The sequence below is a fragment of the Enterobacter sp. BIDMC 30 genome (assembly GCF_000534355.1).
GTDB lineage: Bacteria > Pseudomonadota > Gammaproteobacteria > Enterobacterales > Enterobacteriaceae > Enterobacter > Enterobacter ludwigii.
On record NZ_KI973169.1, the window covers coordinates 3963775 to 3987867 of the forward strand.

Annotated in this window: 25 protein-coding genes; 15 read left to right on the top strand and 10 right to left on the bottom strand. The window is 54.7% G+C overall.

What is annotated here, in order from left to right; translation table 11 throughout:
- Window positions 1-11: 11 nt before the first annotated feature.
- From ampG to L466_RS03735, 7 genes are all read left to right on the top strand, one after another.
- Entirely contained in the window at window positions 12-1487 is a 1476-nt protein-coding gene (ampG, locus tag L466_RS03765; RefSeq protein ID WP_032682048.1) for a muropeptide MFS transporter AmpG, read from the top strand.
- Window positions 1488-1966: 479 nt separating this feature from the next.
- Window positions 1967-2914 (top strand): cytochrome o ubiquinol oxidase subunit II, encoded by a 948-nt coding sequence (gene cyoA / locus L466_RS03760; protein WP_008503322.1) that lies wholly within the window; start codon window positions 1967-1969, stop codon window positions 2912-2914.
- 16 nt (window positions 2915-2930) lie between these two features.
- Window positions 2931-4922, top strand: a complete 1992-nt coding sequence (cyoB, locus tag L466_RS03755; protein ID WP_014168864.1) for a cytochrome o ubiquinol oxidase subunit I — start codon at window positions 2931-2933, stop codon at window positions 4920-4922.
- The gene (locus L466_RS03750) at window positions 4912-5526 is read left to right on the top strand and encodes a cytochrome o ubiquinol oxidase subunit III (protein WP_014168863.1); all 615 of its coding nucleotides are present in this window, start codon (window positions 4912-4914) and stop codon (window positions 5524-5526) included. The genes cyoB and L466_RS03750 overlap by 11 nt, the downstream gene beginning before the upstream one ends.
- Window positions 5526-5852, top strand: coding sequence for a cytochrome o ubiquinol oxidase subunit IV (locus tag L466_RS03745; RefSeq protein ID WP_006176899.1), 327 nt, complete (start codon window positions 5526-5528; stop codon window positions 5850-5852). The genes L466_RS03750 and L466_RS03745 overlap by 1 nt, the downstream gene beginning before the upstream one ends.
- Window positions 5853-5863: 11 nt before the next feature.
- Window positions 5864-6751 carry a heme o synthase gene (gene cyoE / locus L466_RS03740; RefSeq protein WP_014168862.1) on the top strand — a complete coding sequence of 296 codons (888 nt, stop codon included), beginning with the start codon at window positions 5864-5866 and terminating at the stop codon, window positions 6749-6751.
- 149 nt (window positions 6752-6900) lie between these two features.
- Entirely contained in the window at window positions 6901-8262 is a 1362-nt protein-coding gene (locus tag L466_RS03735) for an MFS transporter (RefSeq protein ID WP_032681561.1), read from the top strand.
- Window positions 8263-8294: 32 nt separating this feature from the next.
- On the opposite strand, the gene L466_RS03730 is transcribed toward L466_RS03735, so the two are convergent.
- Entirely contained in the window at window positions 8295-8786 is a 492-nt protein-coding gene (locus L466_RS03730; protein ID WP_020885215.1) for a YajQ family cyclic di-GMP-binding protein, read from the bottom strand.
- 203 nt (window positions 8787-8989) lie between these two features.
- Between L466_RS03730 and panE the strand changes: the two genes are divergently transcribed.
- Both panE and yajL read left to right on the top strand, forming a co-directional pair.
- A complete protein-coding gene (panE, locus tag L466_RS03725; protein ID WP_014168859.1) occupies window positions 8990-9901 on the top strand; it encodes a 2-dehydropantoate 2-reductase in 912 nt (303 codons plus the stop codon).
- Window positions 9864-10457, top strand: coding sequence for a protein deglycase YajL (gene yajL, locus L466_RS03720; RefSeq protein ID WP_032681563.1), 594 nt, complete (start codon window positions 9864-9866; stop codon window positions 10455-10457). The genes panE and yajL overlap by 38 nt, the downstream gene beginning before the upstream one ends.
- A 45-nt stretch (window positions 10458-10502) precedes the next feature.
- Here yajL and thiI read toward each other — a convergent pair whose 3' ends face one another.
- A complete protein-coding gene (gene thiI / locus L466_RS03715) occupies window positions 10503-11951 on the bottom strand; it encodes a tRNA uracil 4-sulfurtransferase ThiI (protein WP_014168857.1) in 1449 nt (482 codons plus the stop codon).
- 312 nt (window positions 11952-12263) lie between these two features.
- Here thiI and xseB point away from each other — a divergent pair, with 312 nt between their 5' ends.
- From xseB to L466_RS03695, 4 genes are all read left to right on the top strand, one after another.
- Window positions 12264-12506, top strand: a complete 243-nt coding sequence (gene xseB / locus L466_RS03710) for an exodeoxyribonuclease VII small subunit (protein WP_008503331.1) — start codon at window positions 12264-12266, stop codon at window positions 12504-12506.
- A complete protein-coding gene (gene ispA, locus L466_RS03705; protein WP_014168855.1) occupies window positions 12507-13406 on the top strand; it encodes a (2E,6E)-farnesyl diphosphate synthase in 900 nt (299 codons plus the stop codon).
- 24 nt (window positions 13407-13430) lie between these two features.
- Window positions 13431-15293 (top strand): 1-deoxy-D-xylulose-5-phosphate synthase, encoded by a 1863-nt coding sequence (gene dxs / locus L466_RS03700; RefSeq protein ID WP_032677513.1) that lies wholly within the window; start codon window positions 13431-13433, stop codon window positions 15291-15293.
- A gap of 63 nt (window positions 15294-15356) precedes the next feature.
- Window positions 15357-16331, top strand: coding sequence for an aldo/keto reductase (locus L466_RS03695; protein ID WP_032681564.1), 975 nt, complete (start codon window positions 15357-15359; stop codon window positions 16329-16331).
- An 81-nt stretch (window positions 16332-16412) separates the two neighbouring features.
- On the opposite strand, the gene thiL is transcribed toward L466_RS03695, so the two are convergent.
- From thiL to nrdR, 5 genes are all read right to left on the bottom strand, one after another.
- Entirely contained in the window at window positions 16413-17384 is a 972-nt protein-coding gene (gene thiL, locus L466_RS03690) for a thiamine-phosphate kinase (protein ID WP_032681565.1), read from the bottom strand.
- Window positions 17385-17462: 78 nt separating this feature from the next.
- The gene (gene nusB / locus L466_RS03685; protein ID WP_006809908.1) at window positions 17463-17882 is read right to left on the bottom strand and encodes a transcription antitermination factor NusB; all 420 of its coding nucleotides are present in this window, start codon (window positions 17880-17882) and stop codon (window positions 17463-17465) included.
- 21 nt (window positions 17883-17903) lie between these two features.
- Window positions 17904-18374 carry a 6,7-dimethyl-8-ribityllumazine synthase gene (gene ribE / locus L466_RS23755; RefSeq protein WP_006176874.1) on the bottom strand — a complete coding sequence of 157 codons (471 nt, stop codon included), beginning with the start codon at window positions 18372-18374 and terminating at the stop codon, window positions 17904-17906.
- Window positions 18375-18461: 87 nt separating this feature from the next.
- Window positions 18462-19565 (bottom strand): bifunctional diaminohydroxyphosphoribosylaminopyrimidine deaminase/5-amino-6-(5-phosphoribosylamino)uracil reductase RibD, encoded by a 1104-nt coding sequence (gene ribD / locus L466_RS03675; protein WP_032681566.1) that lies wholly within the window; start codon window positions 19563-19565, stop codon window positions 18462-18464.
- Between the two features lie 4 nt (window positions 19566-19569).
- The gene (gene nrdR / locus L466_RS03670; RefSeq protein ID WP_008503337.1) at window positions 19570-20019 is read right to left on the bottom strand and encodes a transcriptional regulator NrdR; all 450 of its coding nucleotides are present in this window, start codon (window positions 20017-20019) and stop codon (window positions 19570-19572) included.
- Window positions 20020-20171: 152 nt separating this feature from the next.
- Between nrdR and L466_RS03665 the strand changes: the two genes are divergently transcribed.
- Both L466_RS03665 and L466_RS03660 read left to right on the top strand, forming a co-directional pair.
- Window positions 20172-20711, top strand: coding sequence for a SadB/YajI family lipoprotein (locus L466_RS03665; protein WP_032682049.1), 540 nt, complete (start codon window positions 20172-20174; stop codon window positions 20709-20711).
- Between the two features lie 266 nt (window positions 20712-20977).
- Complete coding sequence (locus L466_RS03660; RefSeq protein ID WP_025204975.1) at window positions 20978-21862, top strand: nucleoside-specific channel-forming protein Tsx; 885 nt, start codon at window positions 20978-20980, stop codon at window positions 21860-21862.
- 48 nt (window positions 21863-21910) lie between these two features.
- Here the strand turns inward: L466_RS03660 and L466_RS03655 are convergent, their stop codons facing one another.
- The 3 genes from L466_RS03655 to secF all read right to left on the bottom strand — a co-directional run bounded on the left by L466_RS03655 (window position 21911) and on the right by secF (window position 24085).
- Window positions 21911-22591, bottom strand: a complete 681-nt coding sequence (locus L466_RS03655) for a helix-turn-helix transcriptional regulator (RefSeq protein ID WP_014168847.1) — start codon at window positions 22589-22591, stop codon at window positions 21911-21913.
- 14 nt (window positions 22592-22605) lie between these two features.
- Window positions 22606-22971 (bottom strand): VOC family protein, encoded by a 366-nt coding sequence (locus L466_RS03650; RefSeq protein WP_020885224.1) that lies wholly within the window; start codon window positions 22969-22971, stop codon window positions 22606-22608.
- A gap of 142 nt (window positions 22972-23113) precedes the next feature.
- The gene (gene secF / locus L466_RS03645) at window positions 23114-24085 is read right to left on the bottom strand and encodes a protein translocase subunit SecF (RefSeq protein ID WP_020885225.1); all 972 of its coding nucleotides are present in this window, start codon (window positions 24083-24085) and stop codon (window positions 23114-23116) included.
- Window positions 24086-24093: the final 8 nt, after the last annotated feature.

Here is a 24093-nt window from a genome sequence, read left to right on the forward strand (position 1 = left end):
TTTATATGAACATGTCGAGTCATTACTTACGCATTTTCCAGCAACCTAAATCAGCCATCCTGCTGATCCTTGGTTTCGCCTCCGGTTTACCTCTCGCCCTCACCTCCGGCACGCTGCAGGCCTGGATGACCGTCGAGAATATCGATCTCAAAACCATTGGTTTCTTCTCCCTCGTCGGCCAGGCTTACGTCTTTAAGTTCCTGTGGTCGCCGGTGATGGACCGTTATACCCCGCCGTTCCTGGGCCGTCGTCGCGGCTGGTTAGTGATGACCCAGGTCCTGTTGCTGCTCGCAATCGCGGCGATGGGCTTTCTTGAACCCACGACGCAGCTTCGCTGGATGGCCGCCCTTGCGGTGGTAATCGCCTTCTGTTCTGCCTCGCAGGATATCGTTTTTGATGCCTGGAAGACGGACGTGTTGCCTGCAGAAGAGCGGGGAGCCGGCGCAGCCATTAGCGTGCTGGGCTATCGTCTGGGGATGCTGGTATCCGGTGGTCTGGCGCTGTGGGTGGCCGACCGTTATCTCGGCTGGCAGGGCATGTACTGCCTGATGGCCGCCCTGTTGATCCCCTGTATTATTGCCACCCTGCTCGCCCCCGAACCGAGCGATGTGATCCCGGTTCCACGTTCTCTGGAGCAGGCCGTTGCCGAACCTCTTCGTGACTTCTTTGGCCGCAACAACGCCTGGCTTATCCTGCTGTTAATCGTCCTTTATAAGCTCGGCGATGCCTTCGCGATGAGCCTGACCACCACCTTCCTTATTCGCGGGGTCGGGTTTGATGCCGGCGAAGTCGGCGTAGTGAACAAAACGCTCGGGTTGTTTGCGACTATTGTCGGGGCCCTGTATGGCGGCGTATTAATGCAGCGTCTGACGCTCTTTCGCGCACTGCTGATCTTCGGCATCCTGCAGGGGGCATCGAACGCCGGTTACTGGCTGCTGTCGGTGACGGATAAGCATATGATCAGCATGGGCGCCGCGGTGTTTTTTGAAAACCTGTGCGGCGGTATGGGGACAGCGGCGTTTGTTGCCCTGCTGATGACCCTGTGCAACAAATCGTTTTCCGCGACGCAGTTCGCTCTGCTCTCGGCGCTTTCCGCCGTTGGTCGCGTGTATGTCGGGCCGATTGCCGGCTGGTTTGTTGAAGCCCATGGCTGGCCAACGTTCTATCTCTTCTCCGTGGTAGCGGCAGTGCCTGGACTCTTATTGTTACTGGTCTGTCGCCAGACGCTGGAATATACCCAGCGAACAGAACACTTTATGCCACGCACGGAATATCATCGCGCTTACCGTTTTGCGTTACGACTGTTAATGGCGGGTTGCTTTGCCCTGGTGCTGTGGCTTGTGGTGCTCATTATTAATGCCACCACCTCTCTGGCACTGCCTCTCGAAGCGCTTCTGCTGGATGCCGGCGCGCTGCTGGCGGTTGCCGGGATCCTGACTGGCGGGCTGCTCGATTTCATGGCGCTGCGTAAAACGCAGTTAACCTGAAGTAAAATCCGAAAGGTTATTTCCCGTTGTAATCACGAACCGAAATTATAACGGTGAAATAGCCGCCAGCCGCTAAAAAAAATATTTGTTGTTTTGTGCGGGATAGGATTCGGAAATTATTGGAGTCAATTGCAGAACGCTATTTTTCATTAAACGATTCAGCATCAGAGAGTTTGATTTTTCGTTTTTTAGTTGTCTTTTTATTGATAATTAATTGTTAATTTTTTGTTTATTTTTCACAATGGTTATACCAATTGCCCCTTTTAGGGTATGCTTGGGGGTCCTTTCGTTATAAAGCCCATGCCATGCGGCTTACGTCTTAAAAAGCGACATAATTTGCAACACTTGTGACATGTGCGGCAGAACCCGGTAACACCTTCCTGACACAGGTCTAATGATGTTTACAGTAATGTAACCTTCCCGTAAAATGCCCCCACACTTTAAACGCCACCAGACTCCCGTGGAATTGAGGTCGTTAAATGAGACTCAGGAAATACAATAAAAGTTTGGGATGGTTGTCATTATTCGCAGGCACTGTATTACTCAGTGGCTGCGATTCTGCACTACTTGACCCCAAAGGACAGATTGGACTGGAACAACGTTCACTGATATTGACGGCTTTTGGCCTGATGTTGATTGTGGTTATTCCAGCCATTTTGATGGCTGTTGGTTTCGCCTGGAAGTATCGTGCGAGCAATAAAGATGCGAAGTATAGCCCTAACTGGTCACACTCCAATAAAGTGGAAGCTGTGGTCTGGACGGTACCTATCCTGATCATCCTGTTCCTTGCCGTACTGACATGGAAAACCACTCACGCACTTGAGCCAAGCAAGCCGCTGGTTCACGATGAAAAACCGATTACCATTGAAGTGGTCTCCATGGACTGGAAATGGTTCTTCATCTATCCGGAACAGGGCATTGCCACCGTGAATGAAATCGCCTTCCCGGCGAACACTCCGGTTCAGTTCAAAGTGACCTCCAACTCCGTAATGAACTCCTTCTTCATCCCACGTCTGGGTAGCCAGATTTACGCGATGGCCGGTATGCAAACTAACCTGCACCTGATCGCGAATGAAGCAGGCACCTACGATGGTATCTCCGCCAGCTATAGCGGCCCGGGCTTCTCAGGTATGAAGTTCAAAGCTATCGCGACGCCAGACCGTGCCGCTTTCGACCAGTGGGTTGAAAAAGCGAAGCAGTCTCCAAACACCATGTCTGACATGGCGGCGTTCGAAAAAGTGGCAGCACCTAGCGAATATAACAAGGTGGAGTACTTCTCTAACGTGAAACCAGATTTGTTCAAAGACGTTATTGGCAAATTTATGGATCACGGCAAGAGCATGGACATGACCCAGCCTGAAGGTGAGCATAGCGCACACGAAGGTATGGAAGGCATGGACATGAGCCACGCGGAAACCGCTCACTAAGGGGCCGAGGAAGAAAATGTTCGGAAAATTGACACTGGATGCAGTGCCCTACCATGAACCCATTATCGTGGTTACGGTTGCTGCAATTATCATCGGTGGCGCAGCCTTACTGGCCTTGATCACTTACTTCGGTAAGTGGAGCTACCTGTGGAACGAGTGGCTAACTTCGGTTGACCACAAAAAACTGGGTATCATGTACTGCATCGTCGGTATCGTCATGTTAATTCGTGGCTTTGCGGATGCGATCATGATGCGTAGCCAGCAGGCACTCGCGTCTGCGGGTGAAGCCGGCTTCCTGCCGCCGCATCACTACGACCAGATCTTTACCGCCCACGGCGTTATCATGATCTTCTTCGTGGCGATGCCGCTGGTTATCGGTCTGATGAACGTTGTCGTTCCGCTGCAAATCGGCGCGCGCGACGTAGCGTTCCCGTTCCTGAACAACCTGAGCTTCTGGTTCACGGTTGTCGGCGTTATCCTGGTTAACCTGTCACTGGGTGTGGGCGAATTTGCTCAGACCGGCTGGCTGGCTTACCCGCCGCTTTCGGGAATTGAGTACAGTCCGGGCGTTGGCGTCGATTACTGGATTTGGGCACTTCAGCTCTCCGGTGTCGGTACAACCCTGACCGGTATCAACTTCTTCGTGACCATTATCAAGATGCGTGCCCCTGGCATGACCATGTTCAAGATGCCGGTATTTACCTGGGCATCTCTGTGCGCCAACATCCTGATTATTGCATCATTCCCAATTCTGACCGTCACCATCGCGCTGCTGACCCTGGACCGCTACCTGGGCACCCATTTCTTTACCAACGATATGGGTGGCAACATGATGATGTACATCAACCTGATTTGGGCCTGGGGTCACCCGGAAGTGTACATCCTGGTTCTGCCGGTCTTCGGTGTGTTCTCCGAAATCGCAGCAACCTTCTCGCGTAAACGTCTGTTTGGTTACACCTCTCTGGTGTGGGCAACCGTGTGTATTACCGTTCTGTCGTTCATCGTTTGGCTGCACCACTTCTTCACCATGGGTGCTGGCGCGAACGTAAACGCCTTCTTCGGTATTACAACCATGATTATCGCAATCCCTACCGGGGTTAAGATCTTCAACTGGCTGTTCACCATGTACCAGGGCCGTATCGTGTTCCACTCAGCAATGCTGTGGACTATCGGCTTCATCGTCACCTTCTCCGTGGGTGGGATGACCGGTGTACTGCTGGCGGTACCGGGTGCTGACTTCGTTCTGCACAACAGTCTGTTCCTGATTGCGCACTTCCATAACGTTATCATCGGTGGTGTGGTCTTCGGCTGCTTCGCTGGCGTAACCTACTGGTGGCCAAAAGCGTTCGGTTTCACCCTGAACGAAAAATGGGGTAAACGCGCATTCTGGTTCTGGATCATCGGCTTCTTCGTTGCATTTATGCCGCTGTACGTGCTGGGCTTCATGGGTATGACCCGTCGTCTGAGCCAGCAGATTGATCCACAGTTCCACCCAATGCTGATGGTTGCAGCGGGCGGTGCAGTGCTGATTGCTTGTGGTATCGCGTCTCAGCTGATTCAGTTCTACGTTTCTATCCGCGACCGCGATCAGAACCGTGACCTGACCGGTGACCCATGGGGTGGCCGTACGCTGGAGTGGGCAACCTCTTCTCCACCACCGTTCTATAACTTCGCCATTGTGCCGCAGGTCCATGAACGCGACGCATTCTGGGAAATGAAAGAAAAAGGTGAAGCGTACAAGCAACCTGCTCATTACGAAGAGATCCACATGCCGAAAAACAGCGGTGCGGGCATTGTTATTGCCGCCTTCGCAACGGTATTTGGCTTCGCAATGATCTGGCACATCTGGTGGATGGCGATTGTTGGCTTCGCCGGCATCGTAATCAGCTGGATTGTGAAGAGCTTTGACGAGGACGTAGACTACTACGTACCAGTCCGTGAAGTCGAAAAACTGGAAAACCAGCATTTCGATGAGATTTCTAAAGCGGGGCTGAAAAATGGCAACTGATACTTTGGCGCACTCTACTGCCCACGCGCATGAACATGCGCACCACGATACAGGACCGACGAAAGTCTTCGGTTTCTGGATCTACCTGATGAGCGACTGCATTCTGTTCTGCTGTCTGTTCGCAACGTATGCCGTTCTGGTGAACGGCACTGCGGGCGGCCCGGCTGGCAAGGACATCTTTGAACTGCCGTTCGTTCTGGTAGAAACCGCGCTGCTGCTGTTCAGCTCCATCACCTACGGCATGGCGGCTATCGCCATGTACAAAAACAACAAGAGCCAGGTTGTCTCCTGGCTGGCGTTGACCTGGCTGTTTGGTGCTGGCTTTATCGGGATGGAAATCTATGAATTCCATCACCTGATTATGGAAGGCTTCGGGCCGGATCGTAGTGGCTTCCTGTCTGCGTTCTTCGCACTGGTAGGGACCCATGGTCTGCACGTAACGTCTGGTCTGATCTGGATGGCAGTACTGATGTTCCAGATCTCCCGTCGTGGCCTGACCAGCACTAACCGCACGCGTATCCTGTGCCTGAGCCTGTTCTGGCACTTCCTGGACGTTGTGTGGATCTGTGTGTTCTCTGTTGTATATCTGATGGGGGCGATGTAATGAGTCATTCAAACGATCATGGCGCTTCCCACGGTAGCGTAAAAACCTATATGACAGGTTTCATCCTGTCGATCATTCTGACGGTGATCCCGTTCTGGATGGTGATGAGCGGTTCTGCGTCTAAGCCGGTTATTCTGGGTGCAATCCTGGTAACCGCGGTGATTCAGATTCTGGTGCATCTGGTTTGCTTCCTGCACATGAACACCAAGTCCGATGAAGGCTGGAACATGACGGCTTTCATCTTTACCGTGATTATCATCGCTATCCTGGTAGTCGGTTCCATCTGGATTATGTGGAACCTTAACTACAACATGATGGTTCACTAAGAGCGGCGAGTATGTTTAAGCAATACCTGCAAGTCACGAAACCAGGCATCATCTTTGGCAACCTGATCTCCGTAATTGGGGGGTTCCTGCTGGCCTCTAAAGGCAGCATCGATTACACCCTCTTTATCGCTACGCTGGTCGGTGTGTCGCTGGTTGTTGCATCCGGTTGTGTATTTAACAACTACATCGACATGGATATCGACAAGAAGATGGAAAGGACTAAAAATCGGGTGCTGGTTAAAGGCCTGATCGCCCCTTCCGTCTCGCTGGTGTACGCCACCTTGCTGGGTATTGCTGGCTTTATGCTGCTGTGGTTTGGCGCTAATCCTCTGGCCTGTTGGCTGGGGGTGATGGGGTTCGTCGTCTATGTGGGCGTTTACAGCCTGTATATGAAACGCCACTCCGTCTACGGAACGCTGATTGGTTCTCTCTCCGGCGCTGCGCCGCCGGTGATTGGCTACTGCGCCGTCACGAACGAGTTCGACAGCGGTGCGCTGATCCTGCTGGCTATCTTTAGCCTGTGGCAGATGCCGCACTCCTATGCCATCGCGATTTTCCGCTTTAAGGATTATCAGGCAGCGAACATCCCGGTTCTGCCGGTCGTGAAGGGCATTTCCGTGGCTAAAAACCACATCACGCTGTACATCATCGCCTTTGCCGTGGCAACGCTGATGCTCTCTCTGGGCGGTTACGCCGGGTACAAATACCTGGCGGTAGCGGCTGCGGTGAGCGTCTGGTGGCTCGGCATGGCCCTGCGCGGCTACAAAGTGGAAGATGACAAGGTCTGGGCACGTAAGCTGTTCGTGTTCTCCATTGTCGCTATCACTTCGCTGTCGGTGATGATGTCCGTGGATTTCATGGTGCCTGATTCACACAACCTGCTGACTTACGTCTGGTAAGTCACACCAGGTGAATAAAAGGGTGCTTCGGCACCCTTTTTTATTCATCAAATCCATTAATAACGCATGTAATATTTGTTAAATAACCCTTTATTTACCCCGCCCCTTCCCCGCACTACACTATGGCCTGCTTTTGAATTGAGGTGGTAATGAACGATTATAAAATGACGCCAGGCGAATTGCGCGCGACCTGGGGTTTAGGGACTGTTTTCTCGCTACGGATGCTTGGCATGTTTATGGTCCTGCCTGTTCTGACCACGTACGGCATGGCGCTACAGGGTGCCAGCGAAGCGCTGATTGGCCTGGCGATTGGCATCTACGGTCTGGCTCAGGCGGTATTTCAGATCCCATTTGGCCTGCTCTCGGATCGGGTTGGTCGTAAACCGCTGATTGTCGGCGGCCTGCTTATTTTTGTGCTCGGCAGCGTGATAGCCGCCCTCTCCCACTCCATCTGGGGAATCATTCTTGGTCGCGCCCTGCAGGGCTCTGGCGCGATTGCCGCCGCCGTGATGGCGCTGCTGTCAGACTTAACGCGTGAGCAGAATCGCACCAAAGCGATGGCGTTTATCGGCGTGAGCTTTGGCGTCACTTTCGCGATTGCGATGGTGCTCGGGCCTATCATCACCCATAAACTCGGTCTGCATGCCCTGTTCTGGATGATTGCCGTGCTGGCGACCGTCGGTATTGCGCTGACCCTTTGGGTGGTGCCGGACAGCAAAAACCACGTCCTTAACCGTGAATCCGGGATGGTGAAAGGCTGCTTCAGCAAAGTGCTGGTGGAACCGCGCCTGCTTAAACTTAACTTCGGCATTATGTGTCTGCACATCCTGCTGATGTCGACCTTTGTCGCCCTTCCCGGTCAGCTTGCCGCCGCGGGCTTCCCTGCCGCGGAGCACTGGAAAATCTATCTGGTGACCATGCTGATTTCGTTCGTCTCGGTCGTGCCGTTCATCATCTACGCCGAAGTGAAACGCAAGATGAAGCGCGTCTTCATTGGCTGCGTGGCGGTGCTGCTGATTGCCGAGATTGTGCTCTGGGGATCCGGCCCGCACTTCTGGGAACTGGTGGCCGGCGTGCAGCTCTTCTTCCTGGCCTTTAACCTGATGGAAGCCCTGCTGCCGTCGCTGATTAGCAAGGAGTCCCCGGCCGGCTATAAAGGCACAGCAATGGGGATCTACTCCACCAGCCAGTTTATCGGCGTGGCTATCGGGGGCTCGCTCGGCGGCTGGGTGGACGGCCTGTTTGATTCGCAAACCGTGTTCCTCGCGGGCGCACTGCTGGCGATGGTCTGGCTGCTGGTCGCCAGCAGCATGAAAGAGCCGCGCTACGTCAGCAGTCTGCGGGTCGAAATTCCTGAGGATGTTGAGATTACCGACGCGCTAAAACAGCGTCTTGAAGCAACAGAGGGGGTAAGTGAAGTGCTTATTGCCCCACAAGAGCGCAGCGCTTACGTCAAAATAGACAGTAAAGTGACTAACCGCTTCGAAATCGAGCAGGCTCTCAAAGCCTGAAAAAATGCCCGGTAAAACCGGGCATTTTTGTCTTAATCGCGGAAGTTCTTGAACTGGAACGGCTGCCCCAGATCGCCGCCACGTACCAGCGCCATAACGGCCTGCAGGTCATCGCGGGATTTACCGGTCACACGAATTTCTTCACCCTGGATTTGCGCCTGAACCTTCAGCTTGCTGTCCTTGATGAGCTTAACGATCTTCTTCTGAACCGCGCTCTCAATACCCTGCTTCAGTTTGGCTTCGACAAACCAGTTTTTACCGCTATGCACAAACTCGTCTGGTACATCCAGTGAGGTGCCTTCAATGCCGCGTTTAAGCAGCTTGGCGCGCAGAATATCCAGCAGCTGGTTAACCTGGAAATCAGATTCGCTCAGGACCTTAATGGTCTTATTCGCATCGTTCAGCTCGAAAGTTGCCTCAACGCCACGAAAGTCGAAACGTGACTCAACTTCACGGCTTGCGTTTTCAACGCCGTTGCGGACTTCCTGGATATCAACTTCGGAAACAATATCGAAAGATGGCATCTTTTCTTCTCCCTTCATTTTTGTTGCGTTGCATAATACCCGCTACAAGGCAGATACCCCAAATAATTCGAGTTGCAGCTATCCCTGGCCGCTCACGTGAGGAAACACCGCACAGATGTCAGAGGGTTTACTCAACAGAAGCTTAGCTGACGGCGCTATACTTAGGCCGTAACACCTGGCGCAGTTGCAGGTGAGGAGGAACAATGAAAATTACAGTGCTCGGATGCGGAGCCCTTGGACAGCTATGGCTGACCGCGCTTTGCAAGCACGGACATGAGGTACAGGGCTGGCTGCGCGTGCCCCAGCCCTATTGCAGTGTGAACCTGATCGACGAAGACGGAAGTATATTCAACGAATCACTCACCGCGAACGATCCGGATTTTCTGGCGCAAAGCGATCTGCTGCTGGTCACGCTCAAAGCATGGCAGGTTTCAGATGCGGTAAAGACGCTGGCCGCGCAACTTCCCCCAGACTCCCCTATCCTGCTGCTGCATAACGGCATGGGAACCATTGATGAGCTGAAAAGCATCCCGCATCCCTTGTTGATGGCGACCACCACGCACGCTGCACGCCGCGATGGCAACATTATCGTGCATGTCGCCAGCGGCGTAACGCACATGGGCCCCGCCCGTACGCAGGATGGCGACTACAGCTATCTGGCGGATGTTCTGCAGAAGGTCCTGCCGGACGTGGCCTGGCATGACACTATCCGCCCGCAGCTGTGGCGCAAGCTGGCGGTTAACTGCGTGATCAATCCGCTGACGGCGCTGTGGAACTGCCCGAACGGGGAACTGAAAAATCATCCGCAGGAAATTGCCACCCTGTGCGCGGAGGTCGCCTCGGTTATCGAACGTGAAGGCCTGCATACCTCGGCGGAGGATTTACGCTATTATGTTGAGCAGGTAATTGAAAGTACTGCAGAAAATATCTCCTCGATGTTGCAGGACATTCGGGCGTTACGCCACACAGAGATTGATTACATCACGGGCTATTTGCTTAAACGCGCCCGCGCCCACGGCATTGCCGTGCCGGAAAATGCCCGTCTGTATGACCTGGTTAAACGTAAGGAGAGTGAATATGAGCGCGTCAGCACTGATCTGCCTCGCCCCTGGTAGCGAAGAGACAGAAGCCGTCACCACCATTGATTTGATGGTGCGCGGCGGCATTAACGTGACCACCGCCAGCGTCGCCAGCGACGGTAATCTGACCATCACCTGTTCACGCGGCGTAAAAATCCTCGCCGATGCACCGCTTGTGCAGGTGGCCGACGGGGATTACGACATCATCGTACTGCCGGGCGGCCTGAAGGGCGCGGAGTATTTTCGCGACAGCCCGCTCCTGGTCGAAACCGTCAGGCAATTCCATCTGTCGGGGCGCATCGTTGCGGCAATTTGTGCCGCAGCCGGCACGGTTCTGGTGCCGCATAACATTTTCCCGATCGGGAATATGACCGGTTTCCCGGGACTGAAAGATACCATTCCTGAAGAGCAATGGGTGGATAAACGTGTGGTCTGGGATCCGCGCGTCAATCTGCTCACCAGCCAGGGGCCGGGTACCGCGATCGATTTTGCACTGAAGATTATCGACCTGCTGGTCGGGCGTGAGAAAGCCTACGAGGTGGCGTCGTCGTTAGTGATGGCGGCGGGGATTTATAATTTTTACGAAGCGTAGCGTGTAAAGAAAGCCGGGTAAGCGAAGCCGCCACCCGGCAAACGGTTAAGGACGATAGACCTTCACATTTGCAAAGCCCTGCTCGCGCAGATACAGCGCCTGCAAACGGCTCATCACCCCGCGCTCGCACCACAGCAGATACGTTTTGCTCTGGTCGAGATCGCCGAATTTGGTGCTCAGCTTGTAGAACGGCAGGGAAACCACGTCCACGCCTTCAACCTGCAGCGGTTTGTCATCCTGTTCATCAATGGAACGGATATCCAGAATCGCGTCGTTGGCACCGAAACCGCTGACGGTTTCAACTTCAACCACTTCCTGCTCGGTCTGCTGGGCGATCTCGCGGATATCGATGTTGGTCGCTTCCGCCACCACCTTCTCCAGAATGCCGAAATCGAAGTTCTCTTCTTCGGCTTCGATTTTCGCCTTCACCGCTTTGACGGTCGGGCTTTTTGAGATCACACCGCAGTATTCCGGCATGGTGCGGGCAAAATCTTCGGTACCGATTTTGCGCGCCAGATCGATGATGTGCTCTTTATCGTAGGAGATCAGCGGACGCAGGATCAGGGTATCCGATACGTTGTCGATAAGACGCAGGTTGGTCAGAGTCTGGCTGGAGACCTGGCCCAGCGCTTCACCGGTGACCAACGCCTGCACGCCGTAGCGCTCTGCCACTTTGGACGCTGCACGCACCATCATGCGCTTCAGCACCACGCCCATCTGACCGTCGTCCACTTTTTCAAGGATTTCGCCGACCACTGGCTCAAAGTTGATTGCCACAAAACGCACGCGGTGGGAGCTGCCGAAGCGGTTCCACAGATAGTGCGCAACCTGACGTACGCCGATTTCATGCGCCGCACCGCCCAGGTTAAAGAAGCAGTAGTGTACGCGGCAGCCGCGGCGCATCAGCATATAGCTGGAAACACCGGAGTCGAAACCGCCGGAGATCAGCGACAGGACATCTTCCTGCGTGCCGATTGGGAAACCGCCGATACCTTCATAACGGCCTTTCACCAGCAGCAGGCGATCGTTTTCGATCTCCAGATTAACGGTCACGTCCGGGTTAGTCAGGCGCACGCGCGCGCTCTCAACGTGCTGATTGAGGCCGCCACCCACATAGCGCTCCACTTCAATGGAGCTAAACTCATGCTTACCACGACGCTTCACGCGCACGCAGAAGGTTTTGCCTTCAATCTGATCGCGATACTGCACCAGCGCTTTTTCAAAAATGTCATGCAGGGAGGTGTAAGGAACGTCTTCCACTTCCAGAATATGGTGAATGCCCGGAATACGGGTCAGCGCGTCGCGAATATCCTGACGTTTGTTTTCATCTTTCGCGCGAACCTCAACGTGGTCCCAGTGACGCACCACGGCGAGCGTTTCGTCGTAGTGTTTTAATACGTTACGAATGTTCCCGGTGAGAATTTTAATAAAGCGCAAACGCACAGATTGGCTTTTGATGGTGATTTCAGGGAACAATTTAATGATAAACTTCATGGCGGCAATGTTTCTTAGGCAAGCTTAAGGCTTGTAATGGAAAATGAAATATACACAAAATCATTCAGGTGGCATCAACGCGGCGAGTTACAGCCCCCCGCAAGCTTACGCGAGTAAGTAACGGAAAGGCGCAAACGTAGCCCAAACAGAGACAACCTGAAGGATGACGTGTATAGCAGCCCACACCCGTGGCTGCATCCAGGCGCGCAAGTATATCATCTTCACGCCGCTCCTGTGCACATTGCGCGTTATTTGATAATTGCCCCGAGTCCGTTACCATGTCGGGGCTGAGAATATAAGAGTCAATTCACTATGCCGAAGAAGAACGACGCACCGGCCAGTTTTGAAACTGCGCTGAGTGAGCTGGAGCAGATTGTCACCCGCCTTGAGAGCGGCGATTTACCGCTGGAAGAGGCGCTCAATGAATTCGAGCGCGGCGTGCAGCTGGCGCGCCAGGGGCAGGTCAAACTGCAGCAGGCCGAGCAGCGCGTGCAGATCCTGCTTTCCGACAGCGAAGACGCTAAAACTACGCCATTCACACCGGACGCCGAGTAAATGGATTTCGCCAACGAGCTTCAGGCATGCGTCGCGCGTGCCAACGATGCGCTGCGCCGTTTTATTGAGCCACAGCCTTTTCAGAACACTCCACTGGTTGAAGCCATGCACTATGGCGCACTCTTGGGTGGAAAGCGCCTGCGTCCGTTTCTGGTCTACGCCACGGGCAATATGTTTGGTATCAGCGCTAACACGCTGGATGCCCCGGCCGCCGCCGTTGAGTGCATCCATGCCTACTCGCTGATCCATGATGATTTGCCGGCCATGGACGACGACGATCTGCGTCGTGGCCAGCCTACCTGCCACATCAAGTTTGGCGAAGCGAATGCCATTCTGGCGGGGGATGCCCTACAAACCCTGGCGTTCTCGATTCTGAGCGATGCGCCGATGGCCGAAGTGGCCGACCGTGACCGTCTGTCGATGATCTCTGAACTGGCAATGGCCAGCGGCGTCGCCGGTATGTGTGGCGGTCAGGCACTGGATCTGGAAGCGGAAGGACGTCAGGTTAATCTGGAACAGCTGGAGCGTATTCATCGCCATAAAACGGGCGCATTGATTCGTGCAGCCGTTCGTCTGGGCGCCCTGAGCGCGGGTGAACAGGGGCGCAAAGCCCTGCCGATACTGGACAGATACGCAGAAAGTATCGGTCTGGCATTCCAGGTTCAGGATGACATTCTGGATGTGGTGGGCGATACTGCAACATTGGGTAAACGTCAGGGTGCGGATCAGCAGCTTGGCAAAAGTACCTACCCCGCCCTGCTGGGTCTTGAGCAAGCCCAACGTAAAGCCCGGGATCTGATAGAGGATGCCCGCCAGTCGCTGAATCAACTGGCCGCGCAATCACTGGATACTTCGGCACTGGAAGCGCTAGCGGACTATATAATCCAGCGTGATAAATAAACACACTATCTCGATGAGCCTTTGATGAGTTTTGATATTGCCAAATACCCGACACTGGCGTTAGTTGACTCCACCCAGGAGTTACGCCTGTTGCCGAAAGAGAGCCTGCCGAAGCTGTGCGATGAGCTGCGTCGCTACCTGCTCGACAGCGTAAGCCGCTCCAGCGGCCATTTCGCCTCCGGGCTTGGCACGGTAGAGCTGACCGTGGCGCTGCACTATGTCTATAACACGCCGTTCGATCAGCTCATCTGGGATGTCGGCCACCAGGCCTATCCGCATAAAATTCTGACCGGACGTCGCGATAAAATTGGCACCATTCGTCAGAAAGGCGGCCTGCACCCGTTCCCATGGCGTGGCGAGAGCGAGTACGACGTATTAAGCGTTGGGCACTCCTCCACCTCGATCTCTGCGGGTATCGGTATTGCGGTGGCAGCCGAAAAAGAGAATAAACAGCGTCGTACCGTCTGCGTCATTGGCGACGGGGCGATCACTGCCGGTATGGCCTTTGAGGCCATGAACCATGCGGGCGATATCAAGCCAGACATGCTGGTTATCCTTAATGATAACGAAATGTCGATTTCCGAAAACGTGGGCGCGCTGAACAACCATCTGGCGCAGCTGCTCTCCGGCAAGCTTTACTCCTCGCTGCGCGAAGGCGGCAAAAAAGTCTTCTCCGGCGTACCGCCAATCAAAGAACTGCTTAAACGCACCGAAGAACACATCAAAGGCATGGTCGTACCGGGTACGCTGTTTGAAGAGCTGGGCTTTAATTATATTGGTCCGGTGGACGGGCATGACGTTCTGGGGCTTGTCACCACGCTGAAAAACATGCGTGACCTGAAAGGCCCGCAGTTCCTGCATATCATGACCAAAAAAGGCCGTGGATACGAACCGGCGGAAAAAGATCCCATCACCTTCCACGCGGTACCGAAATTCGACCCGAGCAGCGGTTGCCTGCCCAAAAGCAGCGGCGGCATGCCGAGCTATTCAAAAATCTTTGGCGACTGGCTGTGTGAAACCGCCGCTAAAGACAATAAGCTCATGGCGATCACCCCGGCCATGCGTGAAGGTTCTGGCATGGTGGAGTTCTCCAAAAAATACCCGGACCAGTATTTTGACGTTGCCATTGCCGAGCAGCACGCGGTGACCTTTGCGGCAGGCCTGGCGATTGGCGGTTATAACCCGGTTGTCGCCATTTATTCCACCTTCCTGCAACGCGCCTACGACCAGGTGATCCATGACGTTGCCATCCAGAAGCTGCCGGTCCTGTTTGCTATCGACCGCGCAGGCATTGTGGGTGCTGACGGCCAGACGCACCAGGGGGCATTTGATCTGTCGTTCCTGCGCTGCGTCCCGGATATGGTCATCATGACGCCAAGCGATGAGAACGAATGTCGTCAGATGCTGTTTACCGGCTACCACTATCAGGATGGCCCTAGTGCGGTGCGCTACCCGCGCGGCAATGCCGTCGGCGTTGAACTGCAGCCGCTGGAAAAACTGCCGATAGGTAAAGGTCTGGTGAAGCGTCGCGGTGAGAAAGTGGCGATCCTGAACTTTGGTACGCTGATGCCGGAGGCCGCGAAAGTGGCTGAAGCGCTGAATGCGACCCTCGTGGATATGCGCTTTGTGAAGCCGCTCGACGAGACCCTGATCCTGAGCATGGCGGAATCTCATGACGTGCTGGTCACGCTGGAAGAAAACGCCATCATGGGCGGTGCGGGCAGCGGCGTAAACGAAGTGCTGATGGCTAACCGTAAAGCCGTGCCGGTACTGAACCTTGGTCTGCCGGATCATTTCATTCCACAAGGCACCCAGGACGAAGCCCGTGCGGCGATTGGCCTGGATGCGGCCGGCATTGAGTCGAAAATCCGTTCCTGGCTTGCCTGATCCCTCCCCTTTTCCGCTCCTGCTATGCTTAAACGTATTGTTTAAAAAAGCAGGAGCGGAACCATGCAATACACGACATTAGGAAAAACAGACCTTCAGGTTTCCCGACTTTGCCTGGGATGCATGACCTTTGGCGAGCCAGACCGGGGAAATCACGCCTGGACGCTGCCGGAAGAGAGCAGCCGCCTTATCATCAAACGCGCACTCGACGGCGGGATTAACTTTTTTGATACTGCCAACAGTTACTCCGACGGCAGCAGTGAAGATATTGTCGGCCGCGCCCTGCGCGATTTTGCCCGCCGTGACGATGTGGTCGTCGCCACCAAGGTATATCACCAGGTGGGTGATTTGCCTGAAGGTCTTTCCCGTGCGCAAATCCTGCGATCCATTGATGACAGCCTCCGGCGCCTGAATATGGATTATGTCGACCTGCTACAAATCCACCGCTGGGATTACAACACGCCGATTGAAGAGACGCTGGAAGCCCTTAACGATGTGGTTAAGGCCGGGAAGGCACGTTACATCGGTGCATCGTCTATGCACGCTTCGCAGTTTGCCTCAGCGCTTGATCTTCAGGCGCAGCACGGCTGGGCACGGTTTGTCACCATGCAGGATCACTACAACCTTATCTATCGCGAAGAAGAGCGCGAGATGCTGCCGCTCTGCTATCAGGAAGGCGTAGCGGTGATCCCATGGAGCCCCCTGGCACGCGGACGCCTCACCCGACCATGGGGAGAAACAACTGCCCGCTCGGTGTCGGATGCGTTCGGTAAAACCTTATACGAAGGTACAGAAGCCAGCGATGCGTTGATCGCCGAGCGTTTAACGGGGATTGCCGATGATACCGGTGCCACGCGTGCGCAGGTAGCGCTGGCGTGGTTGCTGAGCAAACGCGGAGTCGCGGCACCGATTATCGGTACATCGCGGGAAGAACAGCTGGATGAGTTGTTGAGTGCCGTTGATTTAACGCTGACGCCTGAGCAAGTCGCCGAGCTGGAAACGCCGTACCAGCAGCATCCGGTGGTAGGGTTTAAGTAAGCCCTCGCCCTGCCCCTCTCCCAAAAGGAGAGGGAACAAAATCCCTCGGCCGGGTAAGCGCAGCGCTACCCGGCAGACGAATCACGCAAAGTGGTCGTAACCCGTCCAGTCAAGCGTAACCGGCGCGCCATCACGCACAAATTTCAGCCCTTCGCTTTCCGGCATAATCTGTCCGATACAGGTAAACTTCGCCCCAAGGTGAGCTAGCGCCACGTCCAGCGTTCCCCGGTTCAGCTCCGGTACGGTAAAGCACAGCTCATAATCTTCGCCGCCGGAGAGCGCCCAGCGCAGAGCCTGATCGGGTTCCACATGCCGAAGCAATGGCTCTGACAGCGGGAACAGATCCAGATCTACGCGCGCGCCCACACCGCTGGCCTTCAGAATATGGCCGAGATCGGAGATAAGCCCGTCAGAGAGATCGATAGCCGAGCTTGCCCGCTCGCGCAGCGCCTGGCCGTGCAAAATACGCGGCGTTGGGCGCAGATGGCGTTTCACCAGATATGCCGCATCGTCGGCATCCTTGACGCGTAAGCGGTCCTGGAGGATTGCCAGCCCTGCGGCGCTGTCGCCCGGCGTGCCGGTCACGTAGATCCAGTCACCCGGCTTTGCGCCCGAGCGTTTCAGCGCCCGGCCCAGCGGGACATAGCCGTGGATCGCAAGCGTCATCGACAGCGGCCCGGCAGTGGTGTCACCGCCAATCAGCTGCATATCGTAGTAGTTGAGCTGATCAAACAGCGCATCGCTAAAGGCTTCAAGCCAGTCTTCGTCCACCTCGGGCAACGTCAACGCCAGCGTCAGCCACGCGGGATCGGCGCCCATGGCCGCTAAATCGCTTACGTTGACCGCCAGCGCTTTATACGCCAGATCGGCGGGATCGATATCAGGTAAAAAATGACGTCCGCACACTAAGGTGTCGGTGCTGATTGCCAGCGTCTGTTTTTCGGGAATATTGAGAAGTGCGCAGTCATCGCCAATGCCGGTTTCAACATCAAGACGAGAGGTTCTGACACGGTCGAAATAACGGGCAATCAGGGAGAATTCGCCGCATGCCATACGTTATGCCTCAGCAAATTAAATAAAAAAACCGGAGCCGCACTGCCCGGCAGGCAATGCAAAACTCCGGTTTGCGGATCACTTTTTGTGGGGACGGATCGCAGGTGCGGCTTTATCCAGCACGCCGTTTACAAATTTATGGCTGTCTTCAGCGCCGAAGGTTTTCGCCAGTTCGATCGCTTCGTTGATGGCCACTTTGTACGGCACATCATCACGTTTAGACAACTCAAACAGCGCGATACGCAACACTGCTTTCTCAACCTGACCCAGCTCTTCGAGCAGACGGGACAGGTATGGCTTCATCAGACCATCGAGATACGCGCTATTAGTCGCCACTCCCGACAGCAGTTCACGGAAGTACAGAACGTCAACGTCTTTCACGTCCTGTTCTGACAGGAACTGGTATTCAACATCAGCGATGTCGTTCTGGGACAACTGCCAGGAGTAAAGTGCCTGGACGGCACATTCACGGGCGCGGCGACGAGCAGCAGGTTTCACGGAATTCCCCTTACAAAAAAATCAGGCCTTAATGGCTTTCAACACATTGATCATTTCAAGCGCGGTCAGTGCAGCTTCTGCACCTTTGTTACCGGCTTTGGTACCAGCGCGCTCAATGGCTTGTTCAATACTTTCGGTAGTCAGCACGCCAAACGCGACAGGAATTTCTGCATCCTGCGCAACGTGTGCCAGACCATTGCTTGCACCGCCTGCAACGTATTCGAAGTGTGCAGTGCCGCCACGAATAACGGTACCCAGCGCAATCACCGCGTCGTATTTACCGGTTTTCGCCAGCGCGCCCGCTGCCAGTGGCAGTTCATAAGCACCTGGAACCCAAACAACGGTAATGTTGTCATCTTTAACCTGGCCGATACGTTTCAGGGCGTCAATGGCACCTTCCAGCAGGCTGTCGTTGATGAAGTTGTTGAAACGCGCAATGGTGATGGCGACGCGAGCGTCCGGGGTAGCTACAGCAGCTTCAATAATGTTCATACTCTTCCTTTACGGGTTCATTTGGCCCCGCAGGGGGGCGGATTTTATCATAATACTTTGTGCACTGCTTCCCTATTTCAGGAGCAATTACGCTGGCGTTAAATGGAGGCAGACATCCGGGCCCACCGGACGAATCTCGCTAAATTTGAGTTGTGGTGCATCGCCAAGTTTTTCAAGACCCGGCAGCACAAACAGACCACGCGCATCGTTACCCAACAGTTTAGGTGCTACGTAGACAATCAGCTCATCCACCAGCCCGGCCTGCAGCAGCGCGCCGGCCAGCGTCGGCCCCGCTTCTACCCAGATACTGTTCACCTGTTGCTTACCAAGCAGCATCATCAGCACCACTAAGTCGAGGTGCCCGTTATGCTCTGGCACCATGACGCTGCGTACGCCTTGCGGCCATTCACGCGCATCGTCCTGCGTGCGTGCAATCCAGGTTTCGCCCGGCTGTTGCACGATGCGGTGCGCAGGCGTGATGCGATTCTGGCTATCGATGACAATACGCAGCGGCTGACGCAGGTTTTCCTGCGGGTAGCACGCCTGGGTATCGGCATTCAGTTCATCCCAGCGCACGGTCATGGCAGGATTATCAGCCAGAACCGTTTCACTGCTGGTGAGGATAGCATGGCTTTGCGCGCGCAGACGTTGCACATCGCGCCTTGCCTGCGCAGAGGTGATCCACTGGCTCTCGCCGTTCGCCATCGCCGTGCGACCATCCAGTGAGGCCCCGAGCTTAAGCTGAATGTACGGGAACCCGGTGCGCATACGCTTCAGGAAGCCTTTGTTGATCGCCTCAGCATCCTGCATCATCAGGCCGTGACTGACATCAACTCCTTCCTGCTGCAGTCGATACATGCCACGTCCGGCAACCTGCGGATTGGGATCCTGCATCGCCGCGACAACGCGCGCGACACCCGCCGCAATCAGTGCTTCGCAGCACGGCGGGGTACGGCCGTGGTGGCTGCAGGGTTCCAGCGTCACGTAGGCCGTTGCACCGCGCGCCTTTTCGCCGGCCATGCGCAGGGCATGAACTTCGGCATGGGGCTCACCGGCACGGTAGTGAAACCCTTCGCCCACAATCTCGCCATCGTTGACAATGACGCACCCGACGTTAGGGTTGGGATGGGTGGTAAAACGACCGCGCTGCGCCAGCTTCATGGCTCGCGCCATGTAAATCTCATCCTGCATGAGCTTAATCCTGTAAGCGGGCGATCTCTTCGCCAAACTCTTTGATATCTTCGAAACTGCGGTACACAGAGGCGAAGCGGATATAGGCGACCTTATCGAGCTTTTTCAGTTGCTCCATCACCAGGTTGCCAATCATCTTGCTTGGCACCTCGCGCTCACCCAAACCACGAAGGTAAGATTTTATGTGGTTTAACGCCATTTCGACGTCATCTGCACTGACAGGCCGTTTTTCCAGCGCCTTGAGCATCCCGCTGCGCAGTTTCTCTTCGTTAAACGGCTCACGCACGTCGTTACTTTTTACCACGCGCGGCATTACCAGCTCTGCAACCTCAAAGGTCGTGAAACGCTCGTTGCACACCAGACATTGCCGGCGGCGGCGTACGGAAGACCCTTCGCCCACAAGGCGAGAGTCGATAACTTTGGTATCCACAGCGGAGCAGAATGGGCAATGCATACGGTATCCCTGTTATGTGGTTAACTGATTTTCATTTTACCCTGATCTGGCCTGACAACAAAGGAAGAGCTTTTTGAGACAAAGGATCTATGCCTGTTGATGCGATGCTGGCTACCATTACGGAGATCCGTTATTTCAAGGAAATAAACGCAATGACAAGACGTTACCTGAAAATATTGCTGGTGGGGAGTCTGTTTACCCTTAGCGCCTGTGCACAGCAAACCGAAGTCCGTCAAATGAAACAAAGCGTGAATACGCTCAATACCGCGATGGACAAACTGAACAAAGAAACCGTGAAGATCACCCAGCAAAACGCGCTGAATGCCAAATCCAGCAGCGGGGTTTATCTGCTGCCCGGGTCTAACACCCCGGCGCGCCTTAACAGCCAGATTGGCACGCTGAAAATGTCGCTGGTTAACGTGGCGGCCAATGCGGATGGTACTCGCGCAACATTACGCATTCTGGGGGAATCCAACGATCCTCTGCCAGCCTTTAGCGGCACCGTCGAGTGGGGGCAGATCCAGGGCACCACCGAGAACTATCAGGAAGTGAACGTGAAGAGCCAGCTGTTCACTGCACCCGCCAGCGTGCTGGCCCCGAGCGATGTTGACATTCCGATCCAGCTGAACGGACTTACGCCGGATCAGTTAGGTTTCATCCGCATTCACGATATCCAGCCCGCCGCGCAGTAATCCCCTTTCAGCGGAGTGCAATGTCACTCCGCTAACATTTACAATCCGCAAAGATTGGCAACAGAAATCATTGCCGCTACAATCCCCGCCGTTTAAAGTACGCAAACGTGAACGCAATCGATTACGCGTGTGAGAGATATGTGAAACAACACATATTTTTGTGAGCAAGGATTCCTATAATAGGCTCCGCAGAAACACGAAATATTTAGAAACGCAATTCGCGCATTTTTCACTCCCGGAAGGGAATTTCAATCAGTGGCATGATTATGAAAAAAACATTACTCGCGGCTGGCGCCGTGCTGGCACTCTCCTCCACTTTCACTGTTAACGCAGCGGAAAACGATAAACCACAATACCTCTCCGACTGGTGGCACCAGAGCGTTAACGTGGTCGGCAGCTATCACACCCGTTTCGGACCACAGATCCGCAACGATACCTACCTGGAGTACGAAGCCTTCGCCAAGAAAGACTGGTTCGATTTCTACGGCTATATGGATGCACCGGTCTTCTTCGGTGGTAACACCGATGCGAAAGGTATCTGGAACCACGGTTCCCCCCTGTTCATGGAGATCGAACCCCGCTTCTCCATTGATAAGCTGACGGGCACCAGCCTGGCGTTTGGTCCATTCAAAGAGTGGTACTTCGCGAACAACTACATCTACGACATGGGCCGTAACGCGTCCGGTCGTCAGAGCACCTGGTATATGGGTCTGGGTACCGACATCGATACCGGTCTGCCAATGAGCCTGTCCCTGAACGTCTATGCGAAATACCAGTGGCAGAACTACGGTGCCGCGAACGAAAACGAGTGGGATGGCTACCGTTTCAAAGTGAAATACTTTGTGCCAATTACCCAGCTGTGGGGCGGTAACCTGAGCTATATCGGTTTCACCAACTTTGACTGGGGTTCAGACCTGGGCGACAACGACTTCCGTGACCTGAACGGTAAGAAAGCGCGTACCAACGACTCCATCGCCTCCAGCCACATCCTGGCGCTGAACTACGATCACTGGCACTACTCCGTTGTTGCGCGTTACTGGCATAACGGCGGTCAGTGGAACGATGACGCAAGCCTGAACTTCGGCAATGGCGACTTCAGCGTACGTTCTACCGGCTGGGGTGGTTACCTGGTTGTCGGTTACAACTTCTGATGTGAAAGAAGGCAAAAACGGACAAAGCCAGCTGATATGCTGGCTTTTTTATTGCTTCACCTTACGCAGAAAATCCGCCAGCGATCGCTCCGCGCTTTCGCTAAAACGCCTCTGCGTGAGCGTAATATTCAGACACCTGTCGAGCCGGAAGCAGCGGTAGTCATCACGCCGTTCACACCACGCGGCCAGCAGCCAGTGTTCTCCCCAGAAGAACAGCCCCAGCGGCTGAATGTCACGCCATGTCAGATGCCCGGCTTCATCACGATAATGCAGCGCCAGTACGCACTGGGCAGAAATAGCCTGATGAATAACATCAAAGTCGCTGCGCGAATGCGGCTGAAGCGCAATATCCGGCGCATATATCCGCGTCTGCTCCGCCTTACGTCGGCTCTCCTCGGGCAGGATCGCCAGTACCTTCTCCTGCGCCGACTCAAGCTCACGCGAGAGCGAGTCGCCCCCCCAGGTTTTCAGCAGACGGATGGCGACCATCAACGCTTCAGATTCTTTGTTCGTCAGCATCAGCGGAGGTAAGTCAAAACCCGACATCAGCCGATAGCCGCTTCCCGCCTCCCCTTCCACCGGCACGCCGGAAAGCGACAGGTCGCGGATATCACGGTATACGGTCCGCTCCGATACGCTCAACCTGTCCGCCAGATGCGCTGCCGTTGTCAGACGCCTGCCTCTCAGGATCTGCACAATCTGAAACAAACGGTCAGCGCGTCGGGTCATATCGTATTCAGCTCTCAGGCAGGTTGATGGAGGCCGACGCGATTACCTTCGCTGTCGGTAAACAAGGCTATGGTGCCAATGCCACGCGGCAATTCCAGCGGGCCAAACACGCACTCGCCCCCCGCAGACGCGATGCGATCGAGCGTTGCCGCCAGGTTGTCAGTATGCAGGTAAATAATAGCGCCCTGTACGGACGGTGTAATGCCCTCAAATTTTGCCAGCGCGCCGCCGGTGGCCGGATCGTCATGCGGGAAAACGGCTAACTCAGCCACATCCATTTTCTCTCGTCTCAGCTGTACCTGCATCACGGGCTCATAAAATTTGATAGCGCGATCCATATCGGCGACCGGAATTTCAAACCAGTTAATCACACTTTTCATACATCCTCCTGCCTGTTGTTTGGGTTCGAAAAGAGTCTACGACAGGGCTCCTGACAGCATACTGTCAGGAGTGTTTGACAGGAGTAGATAAAAAAAATCCCGGTCAACAGACCGGGATTTAAGGAACGAACGACACGTCGTCTTACGGCAGAATAGACGGCTGATCCGCCCCTTCTTTCTCGACTTTCTGCTGGAGCAGGTGCTCGCGCTTCATGCCAAGTTTCAGTGCCAGTGCGGAGGCGACGTAGATAGACGAAGCCGTACCGATAGAGACACCGATCAGCATGGTCAGCGAGAAGCCTTCCAGTACCGGGCCACCGAAGAGGAACAGCATCAGGATCACCATCAAGGTGGTTCCGGATGTGATCAACGTACGGTGCAGCGTCTGGGTCAACGACACGTTAAAGATTTCGTACGGCGTACCGCGACGGATCTTACGGAAGTTTTCACGAATACGGTCAGATACCACGATACTGTCGTTCAGTGAGTAACCGATAACGGACATCAGGGATGCCACGATTGTCAGGTCAATCTCAATGTGGAACAGAGACAGTATGCCCATGGTGATCACCACGTCGTGCGCCAGGGCGATAACCACACCCGCCGCCAGTCGCCACTCAAAGCGGAAACCGACGTACACCAGAATGGAGATCAGAGCCACCAGCAGCGCCATCGCACCGGTTTGCGCCAGGTCAGCACCTACGCTTGGCCCGACGAACTCGATACGCTTAACCGTCGCATGCTGGTTGGTTGTTTCGTTAACCACGTTAACAACCTTGCTGCCCAGCTCCTGGCTGCCGTTCGCATCGTGCACCGGCGGCATACGCACCATGATGTCACGGCTGCTGCCGAAGTTCTGCAGCAACGGCTCTTCAAAGCCCGCTTTCTGCAGAGACTGGCGCATCTGGTCCATATCGACCGGTTTTTCCAGGGAGATCTCAATTACCGTACCACCGGTAAAATCAAGACCCCAGTTAAAGCCTTTCACGCCCATCACGATAAGGGAGAGGATCAGCAGTAAACCTGAAATGCCGAAAGCCCAGTAGTCCCAGCGCATAAAGTCCCAGACTTTACGGCCGTGGTTCAATTGTTCAACAGTATATTCCTGTGCCACAACGCACT

Bases quoted from the DNA above. Each gene is read 5' to 3' on its own strand.
- ampG (WP_032682048.1), top strand. From the start codon at position 12: ATGTCGAGTCATTACTTACGCATTTTCCAGCAACCTAAATCAGCCATC.
- cyoA (WP_008503322.1), top strand. From the start codon at position 1,967: ATGAGACTCAGGAAATACAATAAAAGTTTGGGATGGTTGTCATTATTC.
- cyoB (WP_014168864.1), top strand. From the start codon at position 2,931: ATGTTCGGAAAATTGACACTGGATGCAGTGCCCTACCATGAACCCATT.
- L466_RS03750 (WP_014168863.1), top strand. From the start codon at position 4,912: ATGGCAACTGATACTTTGGCGCACTCTACTGCCCACGCGCATGAACAT.
- L466_RS03745 (WP_006176899.1), top strand. From the start codon at position 5,526: ATGAGTCATTCAAACGATCATGGCGCTTCCCACGGTAGCGTAAAAACC.
- cyoE (WP_014168862.1), top strand. From the start codon at position 5,864: ATGTTTAAGCAATACCTGCAAGTCACGAAACCAGGCATCATCTTTGGC.
- L466_RS03735 (WP_032681561.1), top strand. From the start codon at position 6,901: ATGAACGATTATAAAATGACGCCAGGCGAATTGCGCGCGACCTGGGGT.
- L466_RS03730 (WP_020885215.1), bottom strand. From the start codon at position 8,786: ATGCCATCTTTCGATATTGTTTCCGAAGTTGATATCCAGGAAGTCCGC.
- panE (WP_014168859.1), top strand. From the start codon at position 8,990: ATGAAAATTACAGTGCTCGGATGCGGAGCCCTTGGACAGCTATGGCTG.
- yajL (WP_032681563.1), top strand. From the start codon at position 9,864: ATGAGCGCGTCAGCACTGATCTGCCTCGCCCCTGGTAGCGAAGAGACA.
- thiI (WP_014168857.1), bottom strand. From the start codon at position 11,951: ATGAAGTTTATCATTAAATTGTTCCCTGAAATCACCATCAAAAGCCAA.
- xseB (WP_008503331.1), top strand. From the start codon at position 12,264: ATGCCGAAGAAGAACGACGCACCGGCCAGTTTTGAAACTGCGCTGAGT.
- ispA (WP_014168855.1), top strand. From the start codon at position 12,507: ATGGATTTCGCCAACGAGCTTCAGGCATGCGTCGCGCGTGCCAACGAT.
- dxs (WP_032677513.1), top strand. From the start codon at position 13,431: ATGAGTTTTGATATTGCCAAATACCCGACACTGGCGTTAGTTGACTCC.
- L466_RS03695 (WP_032681564.1), top strand. From the start codon at position 15,357: ATGCAATACACGACATTAGGAAAAACAGACCTTCAGGTTTCCCGACTT.
- thiL (WP_032681565.1), bottom strand. From the start codon at position 17,384: ATGGCATGCGGCGAATTCTCCCTGATTGCCCGTTATTTCGACCGTGTC.
- ribE (WP_006176874.1), bottom strand. From the start codon at position 18,374: ATGAACATTATTGAAGCTGCTGTAGCTACCCCGGACGCTCGCGTCGCC.
- ribD (WP_032681566.1), bottom strand. From the start codon at position 19,565: ATGCAGGATGAGATTTACATGGCGCGAGCCATGAAGCTGGCGCAGCGC.
- nrdR (WP_008503337.1), bottom strand. From the start codon at position 20,019: ATGCATTGCCCATTCTGCTCCGCTGTGGATACCAAAGTTATCGACTCT.
- L466_RS03665 (WP_032682049.1), top strand. From the start codon at position 20,172: ATGACAAGACGTTACCTGAAAATATTGCTGGTGGGGAGTCTGTTTACC.
- L466_RS03660 (WP_025204975.1), top strand. From the start codon at position 20,978: ATGAAAAAAACATTACTCGCGGCTGGCGCCGTGCTGGCACTCTCCTCC.
- L466_RS03655 (WP_014168847.1), bottom strand. From the start codon at position 22,591: ATGACCCGACGCGCTGACCGTTTGTTTCAGATTGTGCAGATCCTGAGA.
- L466_RS03650 (WP_020885224.1), bottom strand. From the start codon at position 22,971: ATGAAAAGTGTGATTAACTGGTTTGAAATTCCGGTCGCCGATATGGAT.